Source organism: Agarivorans sp. QJM3NY_30 (genome assembly GCF_050870855.2).
Lineage (GTDB): Bacteria > Pseudomonadota > Gammaproteobacteria > Enterobacterales > Celerinatantimonadaceae > Agarivorans.
In genome coordinates, this window is sequence record NZ_CP194038.2 from 313,319 (window position 1) to 331,302 (window position 17,984).

The 17,984-nt window shown below is 44.5% G+C and carries 16 protein-coding genes; 12 read left to right on the forward strand and 4 right to left on the reverse strand.

Translation table 11 applies throughout. The annotated features are described in order from the left end of the window. Positions 1–75: 75 nt before the first annotated feature. Complete coding sequence (glpK, locus tag ACRRSX_RS01420; RefSeq protein ID WP_432454987.1) at positions 76–1,596, forward strand: glycerol kinase GlpK; 1,521 nt, start codon at positions 76–78, stop codon at positions 1,594–1,596. A gap of 59 nt (positions 1,597–1,655) precedes the next feature. Here glpK and recG read toward each other — a convergent pair whose 3' ends face one another. Further along, positions 1,656–3,737 carry an ATP-dependent DNA helicase RecG gene (gene recG, locus ACRRSX_RS01425; protein WP_432454986.1) on the reverse strand — a complete coding sequence of 694 codons (2,082 nt, stop codon included), beginning with the start codon at positions 3,735–3,737 and terminating at the stop codon, positions 1,656–1,658. A gap of 183 nt (positions 3,738–3,920) precedes the next feature. On the opposite strand from recG, the gene ACRRSX_RS01430 reads away from it, so the two are divergent. The 3 genes from ACRRSX_RS01430 (at position 3,921) to ACRRSX_RS01440 (ending at position 5,361) form a co-directional block, all read left to right on the forward strand. Next, positions 3,921–4,154 carry a zinc ribbon domain-containing protein gene (locus ACRRSX_RS01430; protein WP_432454985.1) on the forward strand — a complete coding sequence of 78 codons (234 nt, stop codon included), beginning with the start codon at positions 3,921–3,923 and terminating at the stop codon, positions 4,152–4,154. A gap of 124 nt (positions 4,155–4,278) precedes the next feature. Next, positions 4,279–4,800, forward strand: a complete 522-nt coding sequence (locus ACRRSX_RS01435) for a DUF2058 domain-containing protein (protein WP_432454984.1) — start codon at positions 4,279–4,281, stop codon at positions 4,798–4,800. Between the two features lie 246 nt (positions 4,801–5,046). Then, a complete protein-coding gene (locus tag ACRRSX_RS01440) occupies positions 5,047–5,361 on the forward strand; it encodes a DUF496 family protein (protein ID WP_432454983.1) in 315 nt (104 codons plus the stop codon). A 601-nt stretch (positions 5,362–5,962) separates the two neighbouring features. On the opposite strand, the gene pntB is transcribed toward ACRRSX_RS01440, so the two are convergent. After that, positions 5,963–7,360, reverse strand: coding sequence for a Re/Si-specific NAD(P)(+) transhydrogenase subunit beta (gene pntB / locus ACRRSX_RS01445; protein WP_432454982.1), 1,398 nt, complete (start codon positions 7,358–7,360; stop codon positions 5,963–5,965). A gap of 14 nt (positions 7,361–7,374) precedes the next feature. Then, complete coding sequence (locus tag ACRRSX_RS01450) at positions 7,375–8,931, reverse strand: Re/Si-specific NAD(P)(+) transhydrogenase subunit alpha (RefSeq protein WP_432454981.1); 1,557 nt, start codon at positions 8,929–8,931, stop codon at positions 7,375–7,377. A gap of 400 nt (positions 8,932–9,331) precedes the next feature. Between ACRRSX_RS01450 and ACRRSX_RS01455 the strand changes: the two genes are divergently transcribed. The 8 genes from ACRRSX_RS01455 (at position 9,332) to ACRRSX_RS01490 (ending at position 16,257) form a co-directional block, all read left to right on the forward strand. Continuing rightward, the gene (locus ACRRSX_RS01455; protein WP_432454980.1) at positions 9,332–9,775 is read left to right on the forward strand and encodes a hypothetical protein; all 444 of its coding nucleotides are present in this window, start codon (positions 9,332–9,334) and stop codon (positions 9,773–9,775) included. A gap of 56 nt (positions 9,776–9,831) precedes the next feature. Next, the gene (locus ACRRSX_RS01460) at positions 9,832–9,993 is read left to right on the forward strand and encodes a hypothetical protein (protein WP_432454979.1); all 162 of its coding nucleotides are present in this window, start codon (positions 9,832–9,834) and stop codon (positions 9,991–9,993) included. Between the two features lie 510 nt (positions 9,994–10,503). Further along, complete coding sequence (locus tag ACRRSX_RS01465) at positions 10,504–10,629, forward strand: hypothetical protein (protein WP_432454978.1); 126 nt, start codon at positions 10,504–10,506, stop codon at positions 10,627–10,629. Between the two features lie 294 nt (positions 10,630–10,923). Next, positions 10,924–11,343 carry an Hsp20/alpha crystallin family protein gene (locus ACRRSX_RS01470; RefSeq protein ID WP_432454977.1) on the forward strand — a complete coding sequence of 140 codons (420 nt, stop codon included), beginning with the start codon at positions 10,924–10,926 and terminating at the stop codon, positions 11,341–11,343. A gap of 303 nt (positions 11,344–11,646) precedes the next feature. Continuing rightward, on the forward strand, positions 11,647–11,904 hold the full coding sequence (locus ACRRSX_RS01475; protein ID WP_432454976.1) for a GrxA family glutaredoxin: 258 nt from the start codon (positions 11,647–11,649) through the stop codon (positions 11,902–11,904). Positions 11,905–12,157: 253 nt separating this feature from the next. Beyond that, positions 12,158–12,355 carry a DUF4250 domain-containing protein gene (locus ACRRSX_RS01480; protein ID WP_432454975.1) on the forward strand — a complete coding sequence of 66 codons (198 nt, stop codon included), beginning with the start codon at positions 12,158–12,160 and terminating at the stop codon, positions 12,353–12,355. Between the two features lie 422 nt (positions 12,356–12,777). After that, positions 12,778–13,764 carry a porin gene (locus tag ACRRSX_RS01485; protein ID WP_432454974.1) on the forward strand — a complete coding sequence of 329 codons (987 nt, stop codon included), beginning with the start codon at positions 12,778–12,780 and terminating at the stop codon, positions 13,762–13,764. Positions 13,765–13,944: 180 nt separating this feature from the next. Then, on the forward strand, positions 13,945–16,257 hold the full coding sequence (locus ACRRSX_RS01490) for a putative bifunctional diguanylate cyclase/phosphodiesterase (RefSeq protein WP_432454973.1): 2,313 nt from the start codon (positions 13,945–13,947) through the stop codon (positions 16,255–16,257). Between the two features lie 139 nt (positions 16,258–16,396). Here ACRRSX_RS01490 and argA read toward each other — a convergent pair whose 3' ends face one another. Beyond that, positions 16,397–17,728, reverse strand: a complete 1,332-nt coding sequence (argA, locus tag ACRRSX_RS01495; protein ID WP_432454972.1) for an amino-acid N-acetyltransferase — start codon at positions 17,726–17,728, stop codon at positions 16,397–16,399. Between the last annotated feature and the right edge of the window lie 256 nt (positions 17,729–17,984).

Below are 17,984 nucleotides of genomic sequence, written 5' to 3' on the forward strand. Positions count from 1 at the left end.
AACTTGCCAAATATCAGCTTAATGTTCGATTTCGAGCATAATATACAAATAATTCCTCAATATAGTGGAGTCTTTATGGAACCGGCACGTTATATCGTGGCTCTCGATCAAGGCACAACCAGTTCTCGGGCGATCATTTTTAATCATCAATCTGAAATTGTCGGTAGTGTACAACGCGAATTTACTCAGTATTTCCCGAAACCAGGCTGGGTAGAGCACAATCCAATGGAGATATGGGCTAGCCAAAGTGCGGCTCTTACTGAGGTGATGGCCAAAACTGGCATCACCAGCGAGCATATCGCCGCGATTGGTATTACCAATCAGCGTGAAACGACCATTGTCTGGGACAAACACAGCGGTCAGCCAGTGTATAACGCGATTGTTTGGCAATGTCGCCGAACCACCGAATTGTGCGAACAATTACGAGAGCAAGGCTGGCAAGACTATGTGCAAGAGAATACCGGTTTGGTATTAGACGCTTACTTCTCTGCTTCAAAGTTGAAATGGATCCTCGATAACGTTGTTGGTGCGAGAGCTAAAGCGGAAGCGGGAGATTTATTGTTTGGGACCGTAGATACTTGGTTACTCTGGAAATTAACTGGTGGGCGAGTGCATGCCACCGATCTGACCAATGCGTCCCGTACCATGTTGTTTAATATTCATAGCTTACAGTGGGATGAGACTTTACTGGCGCTGTTTGATATTCCCAGACAAATGTTACCGGAGCTAAAGTCTTGTTCCGAGATCTATGGAAAAACCAATATTGGGGGGAAGGGAGGAACTCGGATCCCAATCGCCGGGATCGCTGGCGATCAACAGGCTGCTTTATTTGGTCAGCAGTGTTTGCACCAAGGAATGGCCAAAAATACTTACGGGACTGGTTGCTTCTTGTTGATGAACACGGGTGATAAACCGGTGAAGTCGAGTCATGGTTTGCTCACCACCATTGCGATGTCCCTGAATGGTCAATTGAGTTATGCCTTGGAAGGCAGTGTCTTTATGGGGGGAGCTACTATTCAGTGGTTACGTGATGAGTTGGGCTTGATCCGCGAAGCCGCCGATACCGAATATTTTGCTGCTAAGGTCGCTGATACAAATGGCGTTTATTTGGTGCCTGCCTTTGTGGGTTTAGGCGCTCCTTATTGGGATCCACATGCTCGTGGCAGTATTGTCGGTTTAACTCGTGGGGCCAATCGTAACCATATAATTCGAGCAGCACTGGAGTCGATCGCCTATCAAAGTCGTGATTTATTAGATGCGATGCAGGCCGATGCCGGGATCCGTTTACAACAACTGCGAGTGGACGGTGGTGCCGTGGCCAATGATTTCTTATTGCAGTTTCAAGCGGATTTGTTGGCTACGGAGGTATTACGCCCCTCATTGATCGAATCAACCGCTTTAGGTGCGGCTTATCTTGCTGGTTTAGCGGTGGGCTATTGGGATGGCACTGAGAGTTTGGCTGAGATTAACTCGACAGAGCGTTGCTTTACGCCGAATATGCAAGCGCAACAGCGTCAGCAGTTGTATCAAGGCTGGCAGCGGGCAGTAGACAGTTGTCGTTCATTTTCTAATCTAGATGCGGAGCAGCCAGCATAGCGCATATTCTCAGGACATGGTGCGGTATGTCCGAACAGTGATTGTAAGTTTGGCTGTTGTTAGGCTTGGGCAAATTGCTCGCGTTCGGCTAACCAGCGGCTAATGAGTGGCGTAACACTAGCACTGTGTTGTTGCAGTAGTTGTTTGGCGAGGCTTTGCGCCTCGTGAATTAGTGCTTGGTCTCTGACTAAGTCGGCGATTTTGAACTCGGCAAGGCCAGTTTGTTTGGTGCCGAGTAGTTCACCGGGGCCTCGTAATTCCATGTCTCGCTGAGCGATCACGAAGCCATCGGTACTGTCGCGTAAAACACTTAAGCGCGCGCTTGAAGTCTTTGAGAGCGGACTGTGGTACATCAATACGCAGTGACTTTCTACCTCACCTCGTCCCACCCGGCCACGAAGTTGATGTAATTGTGCTAAACCCAGTCGTTCTGGGTTTTCAATAATCATCAGACTGGAGTTTGGCACATCGACACCGACTTCAATGACCGTGGTTGCGACGAGTAGATCGAGTTGGTGGTTTTTAAATTGCGCCATCACCCATTGCTTTTCTTGGGCTTTCATTCGTCCATGTACCAGCCCAATACGCAGATCCGGTAATTGTTTTTGTAGGGTTTCGGCGGTGTCTTCGGCAGCTTGACACTGTAATACTTCCGATTCTTCAATTAAGGTACAGACCCAATAGGCTTGACGACCATCTTTGTGGCAGGCTTGGTAGACTCGCTCAATCACCTGTTCCCGCCGAGTATCGGGCAGTGCTACAGTGGTTATGGGAGTCCGCCCCGGCGGTAATTCATCGATGATCGAAAGCTCTAAATCGGCATAGGCAGTCATCGCTAAAGTTCGCGGAATTGGAGTGGCGGTCATAATTAACTGGTGAGGTAGGGTATTGCTGCCTTCGATAGCTGCACCTTTTTCCCGTAGTGCCATCCGTTGATGCACCCCAAAGCGGTGTTGCTCATCAATAATCACCAAAGCCAGTTTGTGGAACTGGACTTGTTCTTGGAAAATCGCATGGGTGCCCACCACCATTTGCGCTTCGCCTGAGGCGATCTCGGCGAGTGCTTGTTGGCGTGCCTTGCCCTTTTGTTTTCCAGCGAGCCAGGCCAGCTTAATACCTAAGGGCTCGAACCAGCCTTGAAAGTTAAGCGCATGTTGCTCTGCCAATATTTCGGTGGGAGCCATGAGAGCCACTTGGTAGCCATTGCCCAAGGCCTGTATGGCTGCCATCGCTGCGACCAGTGTTTTACCACTACCCACATCGCCTTGCACTAGGCGCATCATCGCATGGGCTTGTTGGGTATCTTGCTTTATTTCGGCGGTGACCTTCTGCTGGGCCCGAGTGGGTTTGAAAGGCAGCGCGCTTAGAAATTGTTGTTCGAGTTGGCTCACCAAGGGTAGGGCAATAGCTGCCTGGCGTTGCTGTTGTTGGCGTAGCTTAAGCATGCTGAGCTGGTGAGCGGCCAATTCCTCTATAATTAAGCGTTGCTGGGCCGGATGACGGCCTTCTTCCAATAGACTGAGTTGGCAATCTGGTTCCGGGCGGTGTAATAGCTTTAAGGCTTGGTTAATGTCTAAACCGTGCGGGCGCAGGTGGCTGGGGAGCCAGTCGACTAGCGGATATTGTTCTAGTAAGGCGAAGGCCTGCTCGCTAAGTTTACGTAGATTGAGTTGCTTGAGTCCTTCGGTGGTTGGGTAGACAGGAGTGAGTTTTTCTTCAACTAAGGGGGCGCTAACATCGCTCACAATGCTGTATTCGGGATGAATCATCTCCCAACCGTGCTTGCCGCGTTTCACTTCACCAAAGCAGCGCATCCATAAACCCTGTTGCATGGCTGCTTGCTGGGCGTTATTGAAGTTAAAAAAACGTAAGGTGATACTGCCACTGCCATCATTGATGCGACAGGTGAGCATACGGCGACGTGCATAGATTAATTCGGTTTTAGTGATCTCGCCATGAACTGAAACATGGCTGCCGTGCAACAAGTCGTGAATAGGCCAAATATGGGTGCGATCTTCGTAGCGCAGGGGTAAATGGGTGAGCAAATCACCGACGCTACGAATCTCCAGTCGTAATAACTTTTCGGCGAGTCTATCGCCAACACCTTTCAGGGCCGTTACAGGCAGGCTGCTAAGTTCCACGGGAAACCACTGTAAATATGATCATGTAAGAAGTATATATGAATTTTCTCATGAATATTACTTGCTTGCTCAACTTGCTTGCTGCTCGCTTAAGTATTGTAGTGGTTTAATATTTGCCAAGATCATATTTACCAATAATGGCATATGCTATATATTGGCGGAAAAATTCAACAGGAGTCGATCATGAGTGCGAATAATGACTGTCCCGATTGTGGGAAAGCGCTGGACTGGGATGGGCAATACTATTGCGCAAGTTGTCAGCTGCATTATCAGAAGCTGGCCTATTGCCCAGACTGTGACGCAGCGTTAGAAAAGCTAGCAGCCTGTGGGGCTGCCAGTTATTTCTGTAATTCTAGCTCTTGTAATGAACTTAAGTCGAAATCAAGAGCCAGAGTTGAATTTAAGCCGATCGCCTAAAGCCGATAGCTTGTTTGGTTTAAGTGACTTCAAGGTTCAATTTACAAGTGGCTTGGCGTATCATTCAGGACTACGGCGGTACCGCCATTTTTAATTCCAACTTAGTGAAGGTAGTTCAGTTCTCATGGCCAAATTATCACTGCAAGAGCAAATGCTTAAAGCAGGTTTAGTTGACAAGAAAAAAGCTAAGAAAGTCGGTAAAACCAATAAAAAATCACGCACTTTGGCTAAAGAAGTGAAAGCTGCCGCTGAACAAGTCAAAATAGAACAACAGCAACGGGATGCCGAATTAGCTCAGCAGCAAAATGCTGAAAAAGCAAAAAAAGCGGTTGCCGCACAAATTAAACAGCTGATCGAAATGAATATGATTGATCGGAAGCGCGGAGACGAAGGCTATAACTTTACTCACAACGGGGTGATTAAAAAGATTTTTGTCACCGAAGAGTTGCGCAAGCAACTGAGTAACGGTCGCTTAGCCATTGTGACTTTAGGTGAGGCATACCAAGTGGTACCGACGATCGTGGCTGAAAAGGTTGCCCAGCGTGATGAAAACGTAGTGGTGCTGATCAACGATCCTAGTCAGGATGTGATTGACGAAGATGATCCTTACGCCGATTACCAAGTGCCTGACGACTTGATGTGGTAAGCCAAATATAGCGCCTTGAGGAGCTTTATTTTTATTTGTAACGGATGATATTGCGCTCAGGTAGCGACATTGGACTGGTTTGTGTGGTTAATCAGGGCCGCCTATCAGATGATTCAGCACTGGTATTATTTTGATCTAGCTAAAGTCGAATAGACTTTTGTTGAAATAAACGTTGCTGAAAAAACTTAAGCGGGTAAGTTAAGCTTAGAGTGTGCATTTGTGAATTCTCACCACTTAGGAGTAGTAATGGAAAACAAAAATGTAGAAAACGTAGCGCTGGTTTTGGAGTTTGTTTCTATGAGTCGTCGACGTAACAAATTGAAGCGTGAAATGGCCGATGTGGACAAAAAAATTCGCGATAACCGCAAACGAGTTGAGTTACTCGATAACCTAAGTAACTACATTCAAGCGGGTATGAGTGTCGAAGAAATTAAATTGATTATTGAAAATATGCGTGGCGACTATGAAGATCGCGTGGATGAATATACGATCAAAAATGCTGAATTGTCGACAGAACGTCGTGTATTAGCGCAAAAGCTGAAAGAAACTAAATTCTCATAAGTTCTATTTTGGTGATTGGCTTGATGTGATTGATTGGAAGCTCCCTCGGGAGCTTTTTTGTTATGGTTTGGGGGGCTTATTTCGCATTAGTTTTTATGGTGCGTTTGGGTTTCACCTTGACGGCGATACTAAGCTTTGCTGGCTAAAGCTTCGTACACAGAACAAAGGTCACCCCGTATTCCCTTAAATCTTGCGTTTCTCATCAACCAACGCGCCTAAGGAAACTTGCTACGCCCAAGTCGTCTGCTCCCTAGTACTCCACTTCATCGCTGATTGAGTGCGATACTCCGTGGGCATGATGGTGATTAAAGAGTGAAGTGAAAGCCTTCGCTTGATGAGTTGAATTGGATCAGTGTTAAAATCAGGCCTTATAGGTTGCGCTTTGCATTGCTCTAATTTAGCGGAGTAAAGCTTAATGCTGTCCTTTAGCTTCCTGTCTAGCGAAGATTCATAATTATCGGATATTTCTTCGTAAAATATTTGAATCCTTTGGCTGATAATTTTAAACCAAACGATAATGATTGAATCATTAACAGTGTTTGATTTGACAATCAAAAAAGCCGCTCTAGGAGCGGCTTTGTTTCATCAACACATTATCTGCTTAGATATGAGAAAGGATCTTCTGTACCGTTTCTTTAGCATCCCCAAACAACATGTCGGTGTTCTCTTTAAAGAATAATGGATTTTGTACACCCGCATAACCGGTGGCCATTGAACGTTTAAATACTACCACCTTCTTGGCATCCCATACTTCCAGTACTGGCATACCTGCAATTGGGCTACCAGGCTCCTTCGCAGCAGGATTCACTGTATCGTTGGCACCAATCACTAAAACAACGTCGGTAGCGGCGAAGTCTTCGTTAATTTCATCCATTTCCATCACGATGTCGTAAGGGACTTTGGCTTCGGCTAACAACACATTCATATGGCCCGGTAAACGACCAGCAACGGGGTGGATCGCAAAGCGAACCTTAATGCCTTTCGCTCGTAATTGCTTAGTAATTTCAGCCACCGGATATTGTGCTTGTGCGACGGCCATGCCGTAACCTGGAGCAATAATGACCTCGTTGGCTTCTTTCAGCATTTCGGCGACGTCTTCGGCCTGAACTTCGGTATGCTCGCCTTGGTCTACATCGGCAACCACGGTGCCGCCTTCGGTGCCAAAACCACCTAAGATCACGCTCACAAATGAGCGGTTCATCGCCTTACACATGATGTAAGACAGGATTGCACCAGAGCTACCCACCAAAGCACCGGTGACGATTAATAGGTCGTTGCCGAGCATGAAACCTGCGGCGGCTGCAGCCCAACCAGAGTAGGAATTGAGCATTGAAACCACGACTGGCATATCTGCACCACCAATCGCCGACACTAAGTTATAACCAAATACAAAGGCAATGAGGGTCATGAACACCAGCGCCCACATTGACTCTGAGTCCATGAAGATACTACCTAGGTAGATTGAGACCACAATCATGCCTAAGTTTAACCAGTGTGCGCCTGGTAGCGCTTTAGGGGCACTACTGATCAAACCGCGAAGTTTACCAAAGGCAACCACTGAACCGGTAAAGGTGACCGCGCCAATGAAAATGCCAAGGAAAACTTCAACTTCGTGGATTGATTTGGCGACAGGGTCGATCAGGCCTGTGACAGTGTCAATTAACGAGCTGTGGTCGATAGCGCTGGAAAAGCCAACTAATACCGCAGCCATACCTACGAAGCTGTGCAAGATGGCAACCAGCTCTGGCATTTCGGTCATTTCAACTTTAAGCGCTAAGCGTATACCAATGGCCGCACCAATCGCCATGGCGATGGTGATAATCCAACTTCCACCGGTAACTTGGGTACTGGCGAGGGTCGCGAGTACCGCGATTACCATCCCTACGATGCCAAAGATGTTGCCGCGTTGAGCGGTTTCTTGCTTACTGAGGCCTGCCAAGCTGAAAATAAATAATAAGGCAGCGACTAAATAAGCGGCTGATACAATACCTTGAGACATGTGACTATTTCTCCTTAGACGTCTTTACGGAACATTTTCAGCATCCGCTGAGTCACAGTAAAACCACCAGCAATATTGATGCTGGCAATCAGTATGGCAATGCCTGAAAGTAGTAAAACTACCCATGAGGTATCGGCTTTCATTTGCACCAAGGCTCCCACAATAATAATACCGCTAATGGCGTTGGTGACACTCATTAGAGGCGTATGTAGTGCATGGCTTACATTCCATACCACGTAGTAACCCACCACACAGGCCAGCATAAACACCGTGAAATGTTGTAGGAAGTCACTTGGAGCAGCATCGGCTATCCAAGCAAACGCCGCCGCTCCGGCAGCTGCAATCAATGGCTTAAGCCATGGCTTGTTGGGTTTCTCTTCAACTGCTTCGACTACGGGAGTCGGTTCGGCAGCTTTCGGTTGAGCGCTGACTTGAATGGCTGGCGGTGGGAAGGTAATCTCACCGTCTTTCACTGAAGTCACACCACGTAGTACTTCGTCTTCGAAGTTGATGTTAATTTCGCCGTTTTTCTCTGGGCTTAATAGCTTGAGTAAGTTGACTAAGTTGGTGCCGTATAGCTGGCTAGCTTGTGCCGGTAGGCGACGCGAAATATCGGTTAGGCCAATGATCGTCACATCGTGTTTTACTGCAATTTCACCGGGTTCGGTTAATTCACAGTTCCCGCCAGTCGCAGCCGCTAAGTCGACAATTACACTGCCGGGCTTCATTAACTCAACCATGTCGGCCAAAATAAGTTTTGGTGCAGGGCGTCCGGGGATTAAAGCCGTGGTAATGATGATATCTACGTCTTTGGCCTGTTCACGGAATAGGGCCATTTCGGCTTCGATGAAGGCGGCGCTCATTTCTTTAGCGTAACCGTCACCACTGCCAGTGTCTTCTTCTTCGTATTCAAGTTCGAGGAATTCGGCGCCCATCGAATTGATCTGCTCTTTCACCTCAGGACGGGTGTCGAAGGCACGTACAATCGCTCCTAGACTACCTGCTGTGCCGATGGCGGCCAAGCCCGCGACGCCAGCACCAATAATTAATACCTTTGCAGGGGGAACCTTACCTGCGGCGGTGATTTGACCGGTAAAAAAACGACCAAAATGGTTGGCCGCTTCGATGACTGCGCGATAACCATCAACGTTGGCCAACGAGCTACGAGCATCAAGAGATTGAGCGCGAGATATCCGTGGCACCATGTCCATCGCCAGCAGGTTTACTTTTGCGGCTTTAAATTTCTCAAGTAACTCTGGATTTTGGGCTGGCCAAGCAAAGCTCGCTAAGGTTGCGCCTTCCTTTAATAGGGCAATTTCATCGGTGCTGTTATCACTGCCATCAAGCGGAGCGTTCACCTTAAACACCAAGTCAGCTTGAAAAGCTTGCTCTGTGCTTACAATTTCTGCGCCTGCTTCTATATAGGCCTCGTCATTAAAGCTGGCTGCTGTTCCAGCGCCGCTTTCCACTGCCACAGAAAAGCCAAGTTTTAATAGCTGTTCCACGGTTTTTGGGGTGGCGGCTACCCGGCTCTCCTGGTCGAAGATCTCCTTAGGTATTCCGATTTGCATAGTGTGTTCCTGCTAATGGTTGTTTTGTAGAGTTGCGATTTAACAACATCTTTTTACTTATTGAATAAATGTTAGCGATTGCCAAATGGTGAATTTTATCCATTTGGTCTGATATGAAAGAAAACTACGGGCCAACAGTCAAGTAACTTCGCACAAAACTTGAAGTTAGTGCCAATGGTAGACGCTCTTTTGTAACAAACAAGGTCTTGAGTGTTATCTGGAGGTTGCATTAGGTTGCGAAAATGTAATGCGAGCAGCGTACTGGCATGAAAATAGCACTAATCAGTAGCGTCAACTATTCTTAAGTATAGGTATTAGCCTCTTGGTGATGAGTCGTTGGTTAAGCATTGCATAAGAATAGTCAGTTGTTGAATGTTTAATTCACGGGGGAGAGCTGGTTATGGGTATTATATTATCGATATTAATAGCGGCATTATTGTGGGCGAGTAACTTACAGGCTCAATCTAAAGTTGGGTTTGATTTTAGTCTCGAAAATCAATTGAAACAGCCGCCATCTACTGGTGATTTATTTAGCAATATTAACTGGTTACAAGAGCAACAAAGGGTCGCATTTCGAACTAATAAAGTCTTGGAACCGAGTCAGGATTATCAACAAAAAGCCTTATTACAGTACCAACAAGTGCCGCAATGGCGCTCTAGTTGGCGTGGAGGCGTGCGCTGGCAAGCTCAGCAAAATTTGCTCTTTAAAGTGAAAGGGAACCGTATATCGGGTCACTTAAGCTTGCCAACTCGAATGCTATGTGCAATTTGCAAAACGCATTTAGAGACGACAGTTTGGAAAGATGGTTATGTCCAACTACAGTTGAAATCTTATTTCGAATAAGCTTTCTACCGCATTCCCAAGTCGATATAATAGCAACAAAAAATAAGGGGGATCCTGTGGGCTATTTGCTGTTGGCCTTATTGCTAGTTGTTGTACTTCCTTTGGTGAGTTTTTTACTGGGTTATATCGAAATATATATCAATTATGGTGCCTCCGTGTCAGCGGTTATTTTGGCGCTATGGTTACTGATGGATATTACTCGTATGAAAAAGCGTTAGCCCTTTTGGTTAGGGGCTTACAGCAGAACTTTGTTAAAGTCTGATTTGTTAGTAACGATTTTTGTGAATATCTATTCACACCTTATCTGCTTATTGTATTCTCACAGTAAGTGATTGATTCAATTGTTCTTATTTTTATCATCATGATTTAATTTCCGCAGTGTTTGCTGTTGTTGTGCTTGGCACTGCCGGAGTGGGCGTTTCTGGTCGATTTACACTTCACTTAGCATTTGTAAGGTTTTGTTTTTATTGGGTATTTTTTTATTGCTGGTTTTGGGCAAATTGAAGCCTATTAAATTAGCACTTCACATTTTGGAAAAAAACCTATAGATTAGTCCCCGCAAGACTGAGCTAGATCAAGAAATCATAAGCAAAGGAAGCGCTTTTCATTTTATTTCTTGTGTAATTTTTATTCACTAGCTAGCCTTACTTTCGCAAGTGGCAATAACGAAGAATGAACCGAAAATTTGTCTTTTTACACTTGTAATAACTTTAGGAGGTATATCCATCATGGAACAAGAACAGCAACCAACGATGCGTTGTTTTGCCACGGGCAAGGGCTTTTTTGTCCGCCTGCCCATCACTGAAGAAATGGAAGCAAAAGAATGCGACTCAGATGTTGAAGCGGCCGAGTAAACTACTTTGGTAGTTGCCTTTTAACTCGTGACTTAATATAACGCTATTCACATCAAAAACCGCTAGGCTAATCCCTAGCGGTTTTTTTTATCTCTTGTTTGCAAGCGAACGCCTCTCTGGATCATTGGCATAAACCGTACCGATTACTCTCTCTTGGTTACCCTGTCTCTGCGCAACTTGCGGCATATCAAATCTGACTATTTTGCAAGATCTATGGCCTATCTAAAATTAGCGTAATGGACTAGATTTAAACTATGGATCGGTTCTGTTAATCGTGTGACTAAGGAGGTTGACATGAAACTCGTTCCTAGAGACCGCTGGTTTGATTCTGACCATTTTTGGAATGAGCTTGTCGGGTCTGATTTTTTTAATAGTCGAGATGGGTTTTTTGAACCGCGTGTCGATATCATCGACAAAGATGATAGTTATTTGTTTGTGGCTGAGTTACCCGGCGTCGCGAAAGACGACATTGATGTTGACTTAGAGGGTGGTGTGTTGACTATCCAAGCGAAGATAGCTGAACAGCATCAATCTGATGTCGATAACGTATTGCGTAAGGAACGTCGCTCCGGTTTTTTTAGTCGCAGTATCAATGTCGGGAAGTCTATTCAGGCAGATCAAATAAGCGCCGAGTTAGTCAATGGTTTATTGATGCTCAGAGCACCCAAAGTCCAATTAGAGGAGGCAGAAAAACATAAAATCAAGATCCGTTAGTCTAGCCTTGGCGTTTAATCGCTAACCAATAGGTGTTTACCCAACGCCCAAATTAAACCAAGTCTCGTGCTTGGTTTAATTATATAGGCCTAGGCTTATTACACGGAGGCTTTTGTTGGCAGTACTTTTTAGTCTCGCTCAAATATACGTCAGCTTGAATGACTTCTTCGCCTTAAGTATTTGCCATAAAGTGAGATCGTTGCTTTGATAGCCGTGACCTATCACTGTAAAAGTAAGATACAATTTTTATTTATGTTTGAGCCGTTATAGTATGATCGCATCTTATTCTCATGGAGTTTAACAATGTTTGCTGTAATTTTTGGTCGTCCAGGTTGCCCTTTTTGTGTTCGAGCTAAACAGATTGCTGAACAACTTAGTGAAAAACATGAAGATTATAAATTTCGTTATATCGATATTCATGCCGAAGGGATTTCTAAAGCAGACTTAGAAAAAACGGTTGGTAAACCTGTAGAAACCGTGCCGCAGATCTTTGTTGATGAAAAGCATGTTGGTGGTTGTAATGAATATGAGGCTTTCATGCGCGAACAGTTTGAGTTTTAAAGCTAAGTTGATAATAGATGAAGCCAGAGGCCACTCTGGCTGTTAGCCATAAGCCTCTTATGGACACACGGTGCAGATCATTTTGAACGGTATTAAATAACAGTCGGCTTCGTTAATCATGGCTTAAGGGCCTGTTTGCCCCTTCTTATTCGCTTGTTCTCGCTCAAATTCTATAATTTTTTACTTGTTCAGCATCAATTGTTTTATTTTTGGCTAAGCTCAAACAGAGAGGTACATTGCGAAAAAGGAGCCGATGATGGACGCCAGTTATTTGCTTAACTTAGATGCGAGTATTTTGTTGGGCATCGTGAATGAAAAATTACGTTTGGAATGTCATAGTTTAGAAGACCTTACCTTAACCTTGGGTTGTGAGGAGCGCTCTTTGTCGCGCCGCTTAGAAAGTATTGGTTATCACTATGATGCGATCAGTAATCAATTTAAGGCGATTTAATTCGTCCCATTGAGTGGTTTGGACCATAGCCTATTGAGTCGTTTACCGTGACGACTCGAAGGCCCTGCTGCGCTGAATCGTTGTTTTCTCTTCTTGGAACTAAAGTTCGATAGCGAGTGATGTGGAGATTGAAACTGCAGAGAATCAAATCTGATTTTCTGCTTTAATTTTATAGCCGCAGTGTTTGTTATTCGCTTCAAAATTAGGCATTCACGATGGTTTTCCGTTGACTGGCGTTATCCACCTAGTCATTTTTAAACCTGGGTTTCCAGTAAAGTTTATTATTATCAATGGCTTACATCTATCCATAAATGGTTCCTATGTCATAAATCTTTAATTTTTCAGTCACCTGCCTGTCATCCGTCAACCCTAATATTTGCTCAACTTTTAGTTGATGTAGTTCACATTTTTTAGGGAATAAAATGAAAAAGCTAACTCTTATTGCACTTGCGGTTGCTGCCGCTGCTGGTTCTGCTAACGCTGCTAAAGTATACGAAGATGATACGCATGCGGTCGATATTTATGGTCGTGTATATGCGGGTTACATCTCGGGTAGCGAAAATTCAGATATCGGCCAAGATGGTGAAAATGATTCCTATGTTCGCTTCGGGGCGAAATTAAAATCGGCCATGACCAGCAATTTGAATGCCATTGCTCGTTACGAATTACAGCATGACATTACCGATGGCGATGCCACCGATGATAAAAATGGCAATATTAAAACACGCCTAGCTTACGTGGGCTTGGGGGGTGACTTTGGTAAAGTCACATACGGTCGTCAAAAAGATGCTTTAGACCCTATCTCTGGTGATATCACCGATGTTTCTTTTACGAACCAATATGGTTACGTAAACAATGGTGGTAAGCGTTTAAGTAATGTCCTGAAGTACCAAGGTAACTTCGCAAATATTAATATTACTGCTGATTACCAGCTTAAAAATAATGACTCTCAATCTGATGCCAACGGCATCAAGGCTGATTCATCTTATGGCGCATCATTAGTTTACAACTCTGATTTTGGCCTAAATGTTGGCGCTGGTTATCGTGCGCAAAACAACAGTGCTGATGGTGTGAAAGATGGTTCTTTATGGATTATTGGTGCCGATTATTCAATTGCTAATGCTTATATGATGGCGGCCTACAGCGAACGTGAAGCTTATCGTGGTAAAGATGATAAATTTAAAGCAACAGAAGCCGCATTGGGTTACAAATTTACCAAGGCATTACGCGCCCAAGTGGTTTATCAAAACGATAAGAATGATACCAAGAATAAAGATGCAAAAGATCGGGTGATGCTTGAAGGTCGTTACGACTTAACCAAGCAAGCACGTGTTGTTGCTGCTTACGCGCTTGATCAAATCGACGGTGCAGATGATGAGTTTACTTTAGCGGTACGTTACGACTTCTAAAGGTTTGTTCTTGCTCGATTAGCAATATAATAAACGACCTTTTCCTGTTTACTTCTCAAGGCTCCTCTTAAGGAGCCTTTTTTTGTTTTTTAGCGATAGCACACAAGTAAAATAATGTTGAATTAGTGAAGGGATCGGGTAAGGTAAATTTGTCATTAATTAGTATATTGGGAAATGGGATTGCTTAGTTCAGTCGGTTTATGGATAAAGGCTTGGCTGTTGCTTGACGATAGTGAGCAAGTCCATCCAGTGATTGAAAATTGGAAAATTAGCGCACTTCGGATCATTTTGCTCGCTTGTCTGATTCTTACTGCTGCGATTGTCGTTGATAGTTCTCGTGTGGCTTATGCCCTTGGTTACTATCATATTTTTGTCATTACTCTATTTTTCTATACCTTGCTTATCCTGCAGTTAATATGTAGTTGGCGTTATTATCATCAAGTTTCGTGGCTGTTATTACTGACTATTGGCCTTTCTGGAATATGTATTCATCTATTTATTTCTGATCCCCATTTGGTGTTATTCGGTTCTATCGTGGTTTATTCGTTACCGATGGTGGCCTTGGTTTTATTGGGGATGCGAGCAGCGATAGCTTGTATGCTATTTAATCTATTTCCCTTATATATTTCTGCCGAAGGGATTACGTTTTACCAATGGCTTCCTTTTGATATTGTTTTAGAAAATACCAATTGGTATTTAAATAGCTTGATTTTTTTGGTGTTTAACATCTGTTTACCTTTAGCGGCTGCCCGAACCATTGCCGCCGCAGCTAAGCTTGGCAAGCAACAGAGATTTAAAAATGAAGCTTTATCGATGCATCATGATCTATACCGCTCCTTGTTTGCCGATGCCGCAAATGCGCATATTATGTTGGATCGACATTGTTGCTTGGTCGACTTCAACCAGGTGGCCAGTCGTTTATTTAAGCTGAACAGCGAGCAGATAAAGAAAAGTGAAACCATTAGCCGCTTGTTACCCCAGCTCAATATGGCAAATAAACGAGGCATTATTCATCTTAGTCAAGCAGGGTTTGATATCACGTTACGTTATAGCGTGAAAAGTATGTCGCGTAAGTATTATAGTTTGGTGAGTTTTGAAGATGTATCGAGCCAAATTGCCCTCACTAAACAGTTAGAGTCGGAACAAAAAAATAGCGAGCAGATGAAGTCTTTGGATGCCTATTCTGGCTTACCCAATAGTATGTGGTTTCGGCAGCATATCGAGCGATTAATTGAACGTTACACCACCGGCTTGTCGATCGTGGTGGTTGAGTTGGCCAATAGCCAATATATTAAGCAAAAATGTGGCTCAACAGGTGTATCTTTAGCCTTGCAGACCTTAGCTAAAACTATACGTCAATTACCTATTGCCCCCATGGCTGTGGCGCGGGTGGGCGAATTTAGTTTGGGTTTTATTTGCATTGGCGATAGTCAGCAGCAAATTGTAAACAAGATGAATCTACATCACCAAAGTTTGTGTGCCAGTTTTATGTTCGAGGACAAGCCAATTAAGTTTGAGGTGAAGTGTGGTATTGCTCTGATGCCACAACATGGGCAAACACCGAACGAGCTGATTAGCGCGGCCATTTACGCTTCATCCAACGCGTTTCCTAAACATGCTTGTGTGTTTAACCCTCAGGAAATGAATTTGTTTTTTGCGCGTCAGGAAATCGCTGATGTATTGGCGGATATGCTACAGAGTGAGCAACAGCAGCTGTACTTAGTCTATCAAGCGAAAGTTAATCAACGCGGCGAGCTGATTGGTTTGGAAGCCTTGTTACGTTGGACTTCACCGCAATTAGGCCCGGTATCGCCAGCGGTGTTTATTCCGATTGCTGAAGAGCGCGGTTTGGTGGTCGCTGTTACTCGTTGGGTCATCGAACGAAGCTGCAAACAGATCCGGGAATGGCTGGATAAGGGCTTAACGCCAGTATCGGTGGCAATCAATCTTTCGGCGGTAGATTTAGAACAAGCTGATTTTGTAACTTTTTTATTGAACCGTTTGACTAAGTATAAGATCCATCCGCGCTTTATTGAACTCGAATTAACGGAGTCAGCCTTAGGTATGAGTACCAAGCGAGCCAGCGAAGTGGTTGAGGTGCTATATAACTGGGGATTCACCATTACTATTGATGATTTTGGTAGCGGCTATTCTAATCTGTCACGCTTGGTTCTTTTTCCTGTGACTCGCTTGAAAATTGACCGACAGTTTGTCGTTAATATTCATCAAAATAGCAAACACGCACAAATGGTCAAAACTATTATTGCCATGTGTGACAGCCTCGATATTGAGGTATTAGCGGAAGGGATTGAGCTAAGAGCGCAACTCGACCAATTGCTGCATTTAGGTTGTCAGCAGTTTCAAGGTTTTGGCTTTGCTAAGCCTTGTTTGCCAGAGCATGTTGAAAAATGGTTAGCCTCGCCAGCCACGGAGTTGAAGTTTAATCCGGTCGAGCTGCTTGTGCAGCAGCCAATAATAGGCGAGAAAGTCTAACCTTAGGATTTGTTGTGCTTCTGTGGTTCATTTATGGCTGCAGTTCGAGTATTCATTCATCGCGGTGAAAGAGCAGGCGTTTGATGTTCTAAGTCAATACCGATCAATTTTCCTTGAGCGGTATTGACCCGGAGTGTGATTAAGCGGTAATGTCCATCAATAAAATCTTAGAACGGCGTTGCAAATTATAGATAGCCTGTTTTTCTGCGGGTAGGTCGCTGAAATCGGCAGGCGAAAATCCACGCTCTCTAAACCAGTGAATACTTTTGGTGGTGAGTACAAACAATTGATTTAAGCCTTTGCTTCTCGCCCGCTTAATAATAGCTTGGAGCAAGCGGTCGCCGCGGCTAGATTGACGATATTGTGGATGGCTCACCAGACAAGCAAGCTCTCCCATACTCTCGCCAGCAAACAAATATAGCGCGGCACAGCCGATAATCATGCCATCGCGTTCAACAATGGTGAAACGCTCTATTTCCATTTCTAATAATTCTCTAGAGCGCCTTACCAATATACCTTGTTCTTCTAAGGGGCGGATCAGTTCGATAATACCATTAATGTCATCCAGCTTTGCTTCGCGAACTCGCTCGTAACTGTATTGGACCAATTGAGTTCCACTGCCATCTCGAGTGTACAATTCGTTTAATAGCGAGCCATCTTGTTGATAGCTGACCAGGTGACAACGTTGGATCCCTCGGTCACTGCAGCGAATGGCTGCCGCTAAATAACGAAGTGTGTCTTTATCTGTTGCTTTGAGAAACGCCTCAGAACACATCAGTTGATTGGCGGCATCGGGAAGTAGCTCACTCACTAGTTGGCCGTCTTCGTCATGGATCCCTTGTTCTGGACAGAAATAGATGACTTTATCGGCGTTTAAGGCGACTGCGATTTCAGTGGTGATATCTTCAGAGCAAATATTAAACAACTCGCCAGTTACCGAGACTCCCAGCGGTGACACCATGAGAATTTCACCATGATCGAGCTGGCGCCTAATGCTTTGATGGTTAATTCGTCTAACCTTACCAGTATGTAGGAAGTCGATGCCGTCTTCTATGCCGATCGGTTGTGCGACCACAAAGTTACCACGAACCACATTAATGTGTGCTTGATGTAAAGGTGAGTTAACCAAGCCCATCGATAATTGCGCTTCGATGTCCATTTGGATCTGACCGACCGCCTGTTTAATGATGTCAAGGCTGCGCTCATCGGTGATACGCTGCTCGCCTGCAAACTCACAACTGTGGTGATGTGCTTGGATTAATGCGTCGATTTGCGGGCGTGCGCCACACACCAGAACGATTTTCACGCCAAGAGTTTTGAGCAGAGCAATGTCTTGAATAATATTGCTAAAGTTGGCACTGCTGCTGGCTTCACCACTGAGCATGATGACAAAGGTTTTACCGCGATGGGCATTGATATATGGGGCTGATTGGCGAAACCAGCTAACTAAATCTTCGGCCGAGTGGTCCAATGTATTCTCCGCGAATAGCTATTTATAAAATTCGATTAAAAAATCAAATATATAGTTATTGTTGCATATATGCGTACATTGTCGAGAATAAAGTTTGTCAATTTTACTAAACTTATCTCGCAATGAGTTAAATCACAGTTGTTTCGTAAGGCGAGGTGGAGTATAAGCTGCTGTAAATATTTTAAGGAATATTTTATTTAATCTTAATTTTAATTTTGTCAGTCGTTGAGCTGTTTTTATAGAAGAAAGAGGTAAT

Bases quoted from the DNA above. Each gene is read 5' to 3' on its own strand.
- ACRRSX_RS01435 (WP_432454984.1), top strand. From the start codon at position 4,279: ATGGCCAAATTATCACTGCAAGAGCAAATGCTTAAAGCAGGTTTAGTT.
- ACRRSX_RS01450 (WP_432454981.1), bottom strand. From the start codon at position 8,931: ATGCAAATCGGAATACCTAAGGAGATCTTCGACCAGGAGAGCCGGGTA.
- ACRRSX_RS01480 (WP_432454975.1), top strand. From the start codon at position 12,158: ATGATGGACGCCAGTTATTTGCTTAACTTAGATGCGAGTATTTTGTTG.
- ACRRSX_RS01430 (WP_432454985.1), top strand. From the start codon at position 3,921: ATGAGTGCGAATAATGACTGTCCCGATTGTGGGAAAGCGCTGGACTGG.
- ACRRSX_RS01455 (WP_432454980.1), top strand. From the start codon at position 9,332: ATGGGTATTATATTATCGATATTAATAGCGGCATTATTGTGGGCGAGT.
- ACRRSX_RS01465 (WP_432454978.1), top strand. From the start codon at position 10,504: ATGGAACAAGAACAGCAACCAACGATGCGTTGTTTTGCCACGGGCAAG.
- ACRRSX_RS01485 (WP_432454974.1), top strand. From the start codon at position 12,778: ATGAAAAAGCTAACTCTTATTGCACTTGCGGTTGCTGCCGCTGCTGGT.
- ACRRSX_RS01470 (WP_432454977.1), top strand. From the start codon at position 10,924: ATGAAACTCGTTCCTAGAGACCGCTGGTTTGATTCTGACCATTTTTGG.
- pntB (WP_432454982.1), bottom strand. From the start codon at position 7,360: ATGTCTCAAGGTATTGTATCAGCCGCTTATTTAGTCGCTGCCTTATTA.
- ACRRSX_RS01440 (WP_432454983.1), top strand. From the start codon at position 5,047: ATGGAAAACAAAAATGTAGAAAACGTAGCGCTGGTTTTGGAGTTTGTT.
- ACRRSX_RS01475 (WP_432454976.1), top strand. From the start codon at position 11,647: ATGTTTGCTGTAATTTTTGGTCGTCCAGGTTGCCCTTTTTGTGTTCGA.
- glpK (WP_432454987.1), top strand. From the start codon at position 76: ATGGAACCGGCACGTTATATCGTGGCTCTCGATCAAGGCACAACCAGT.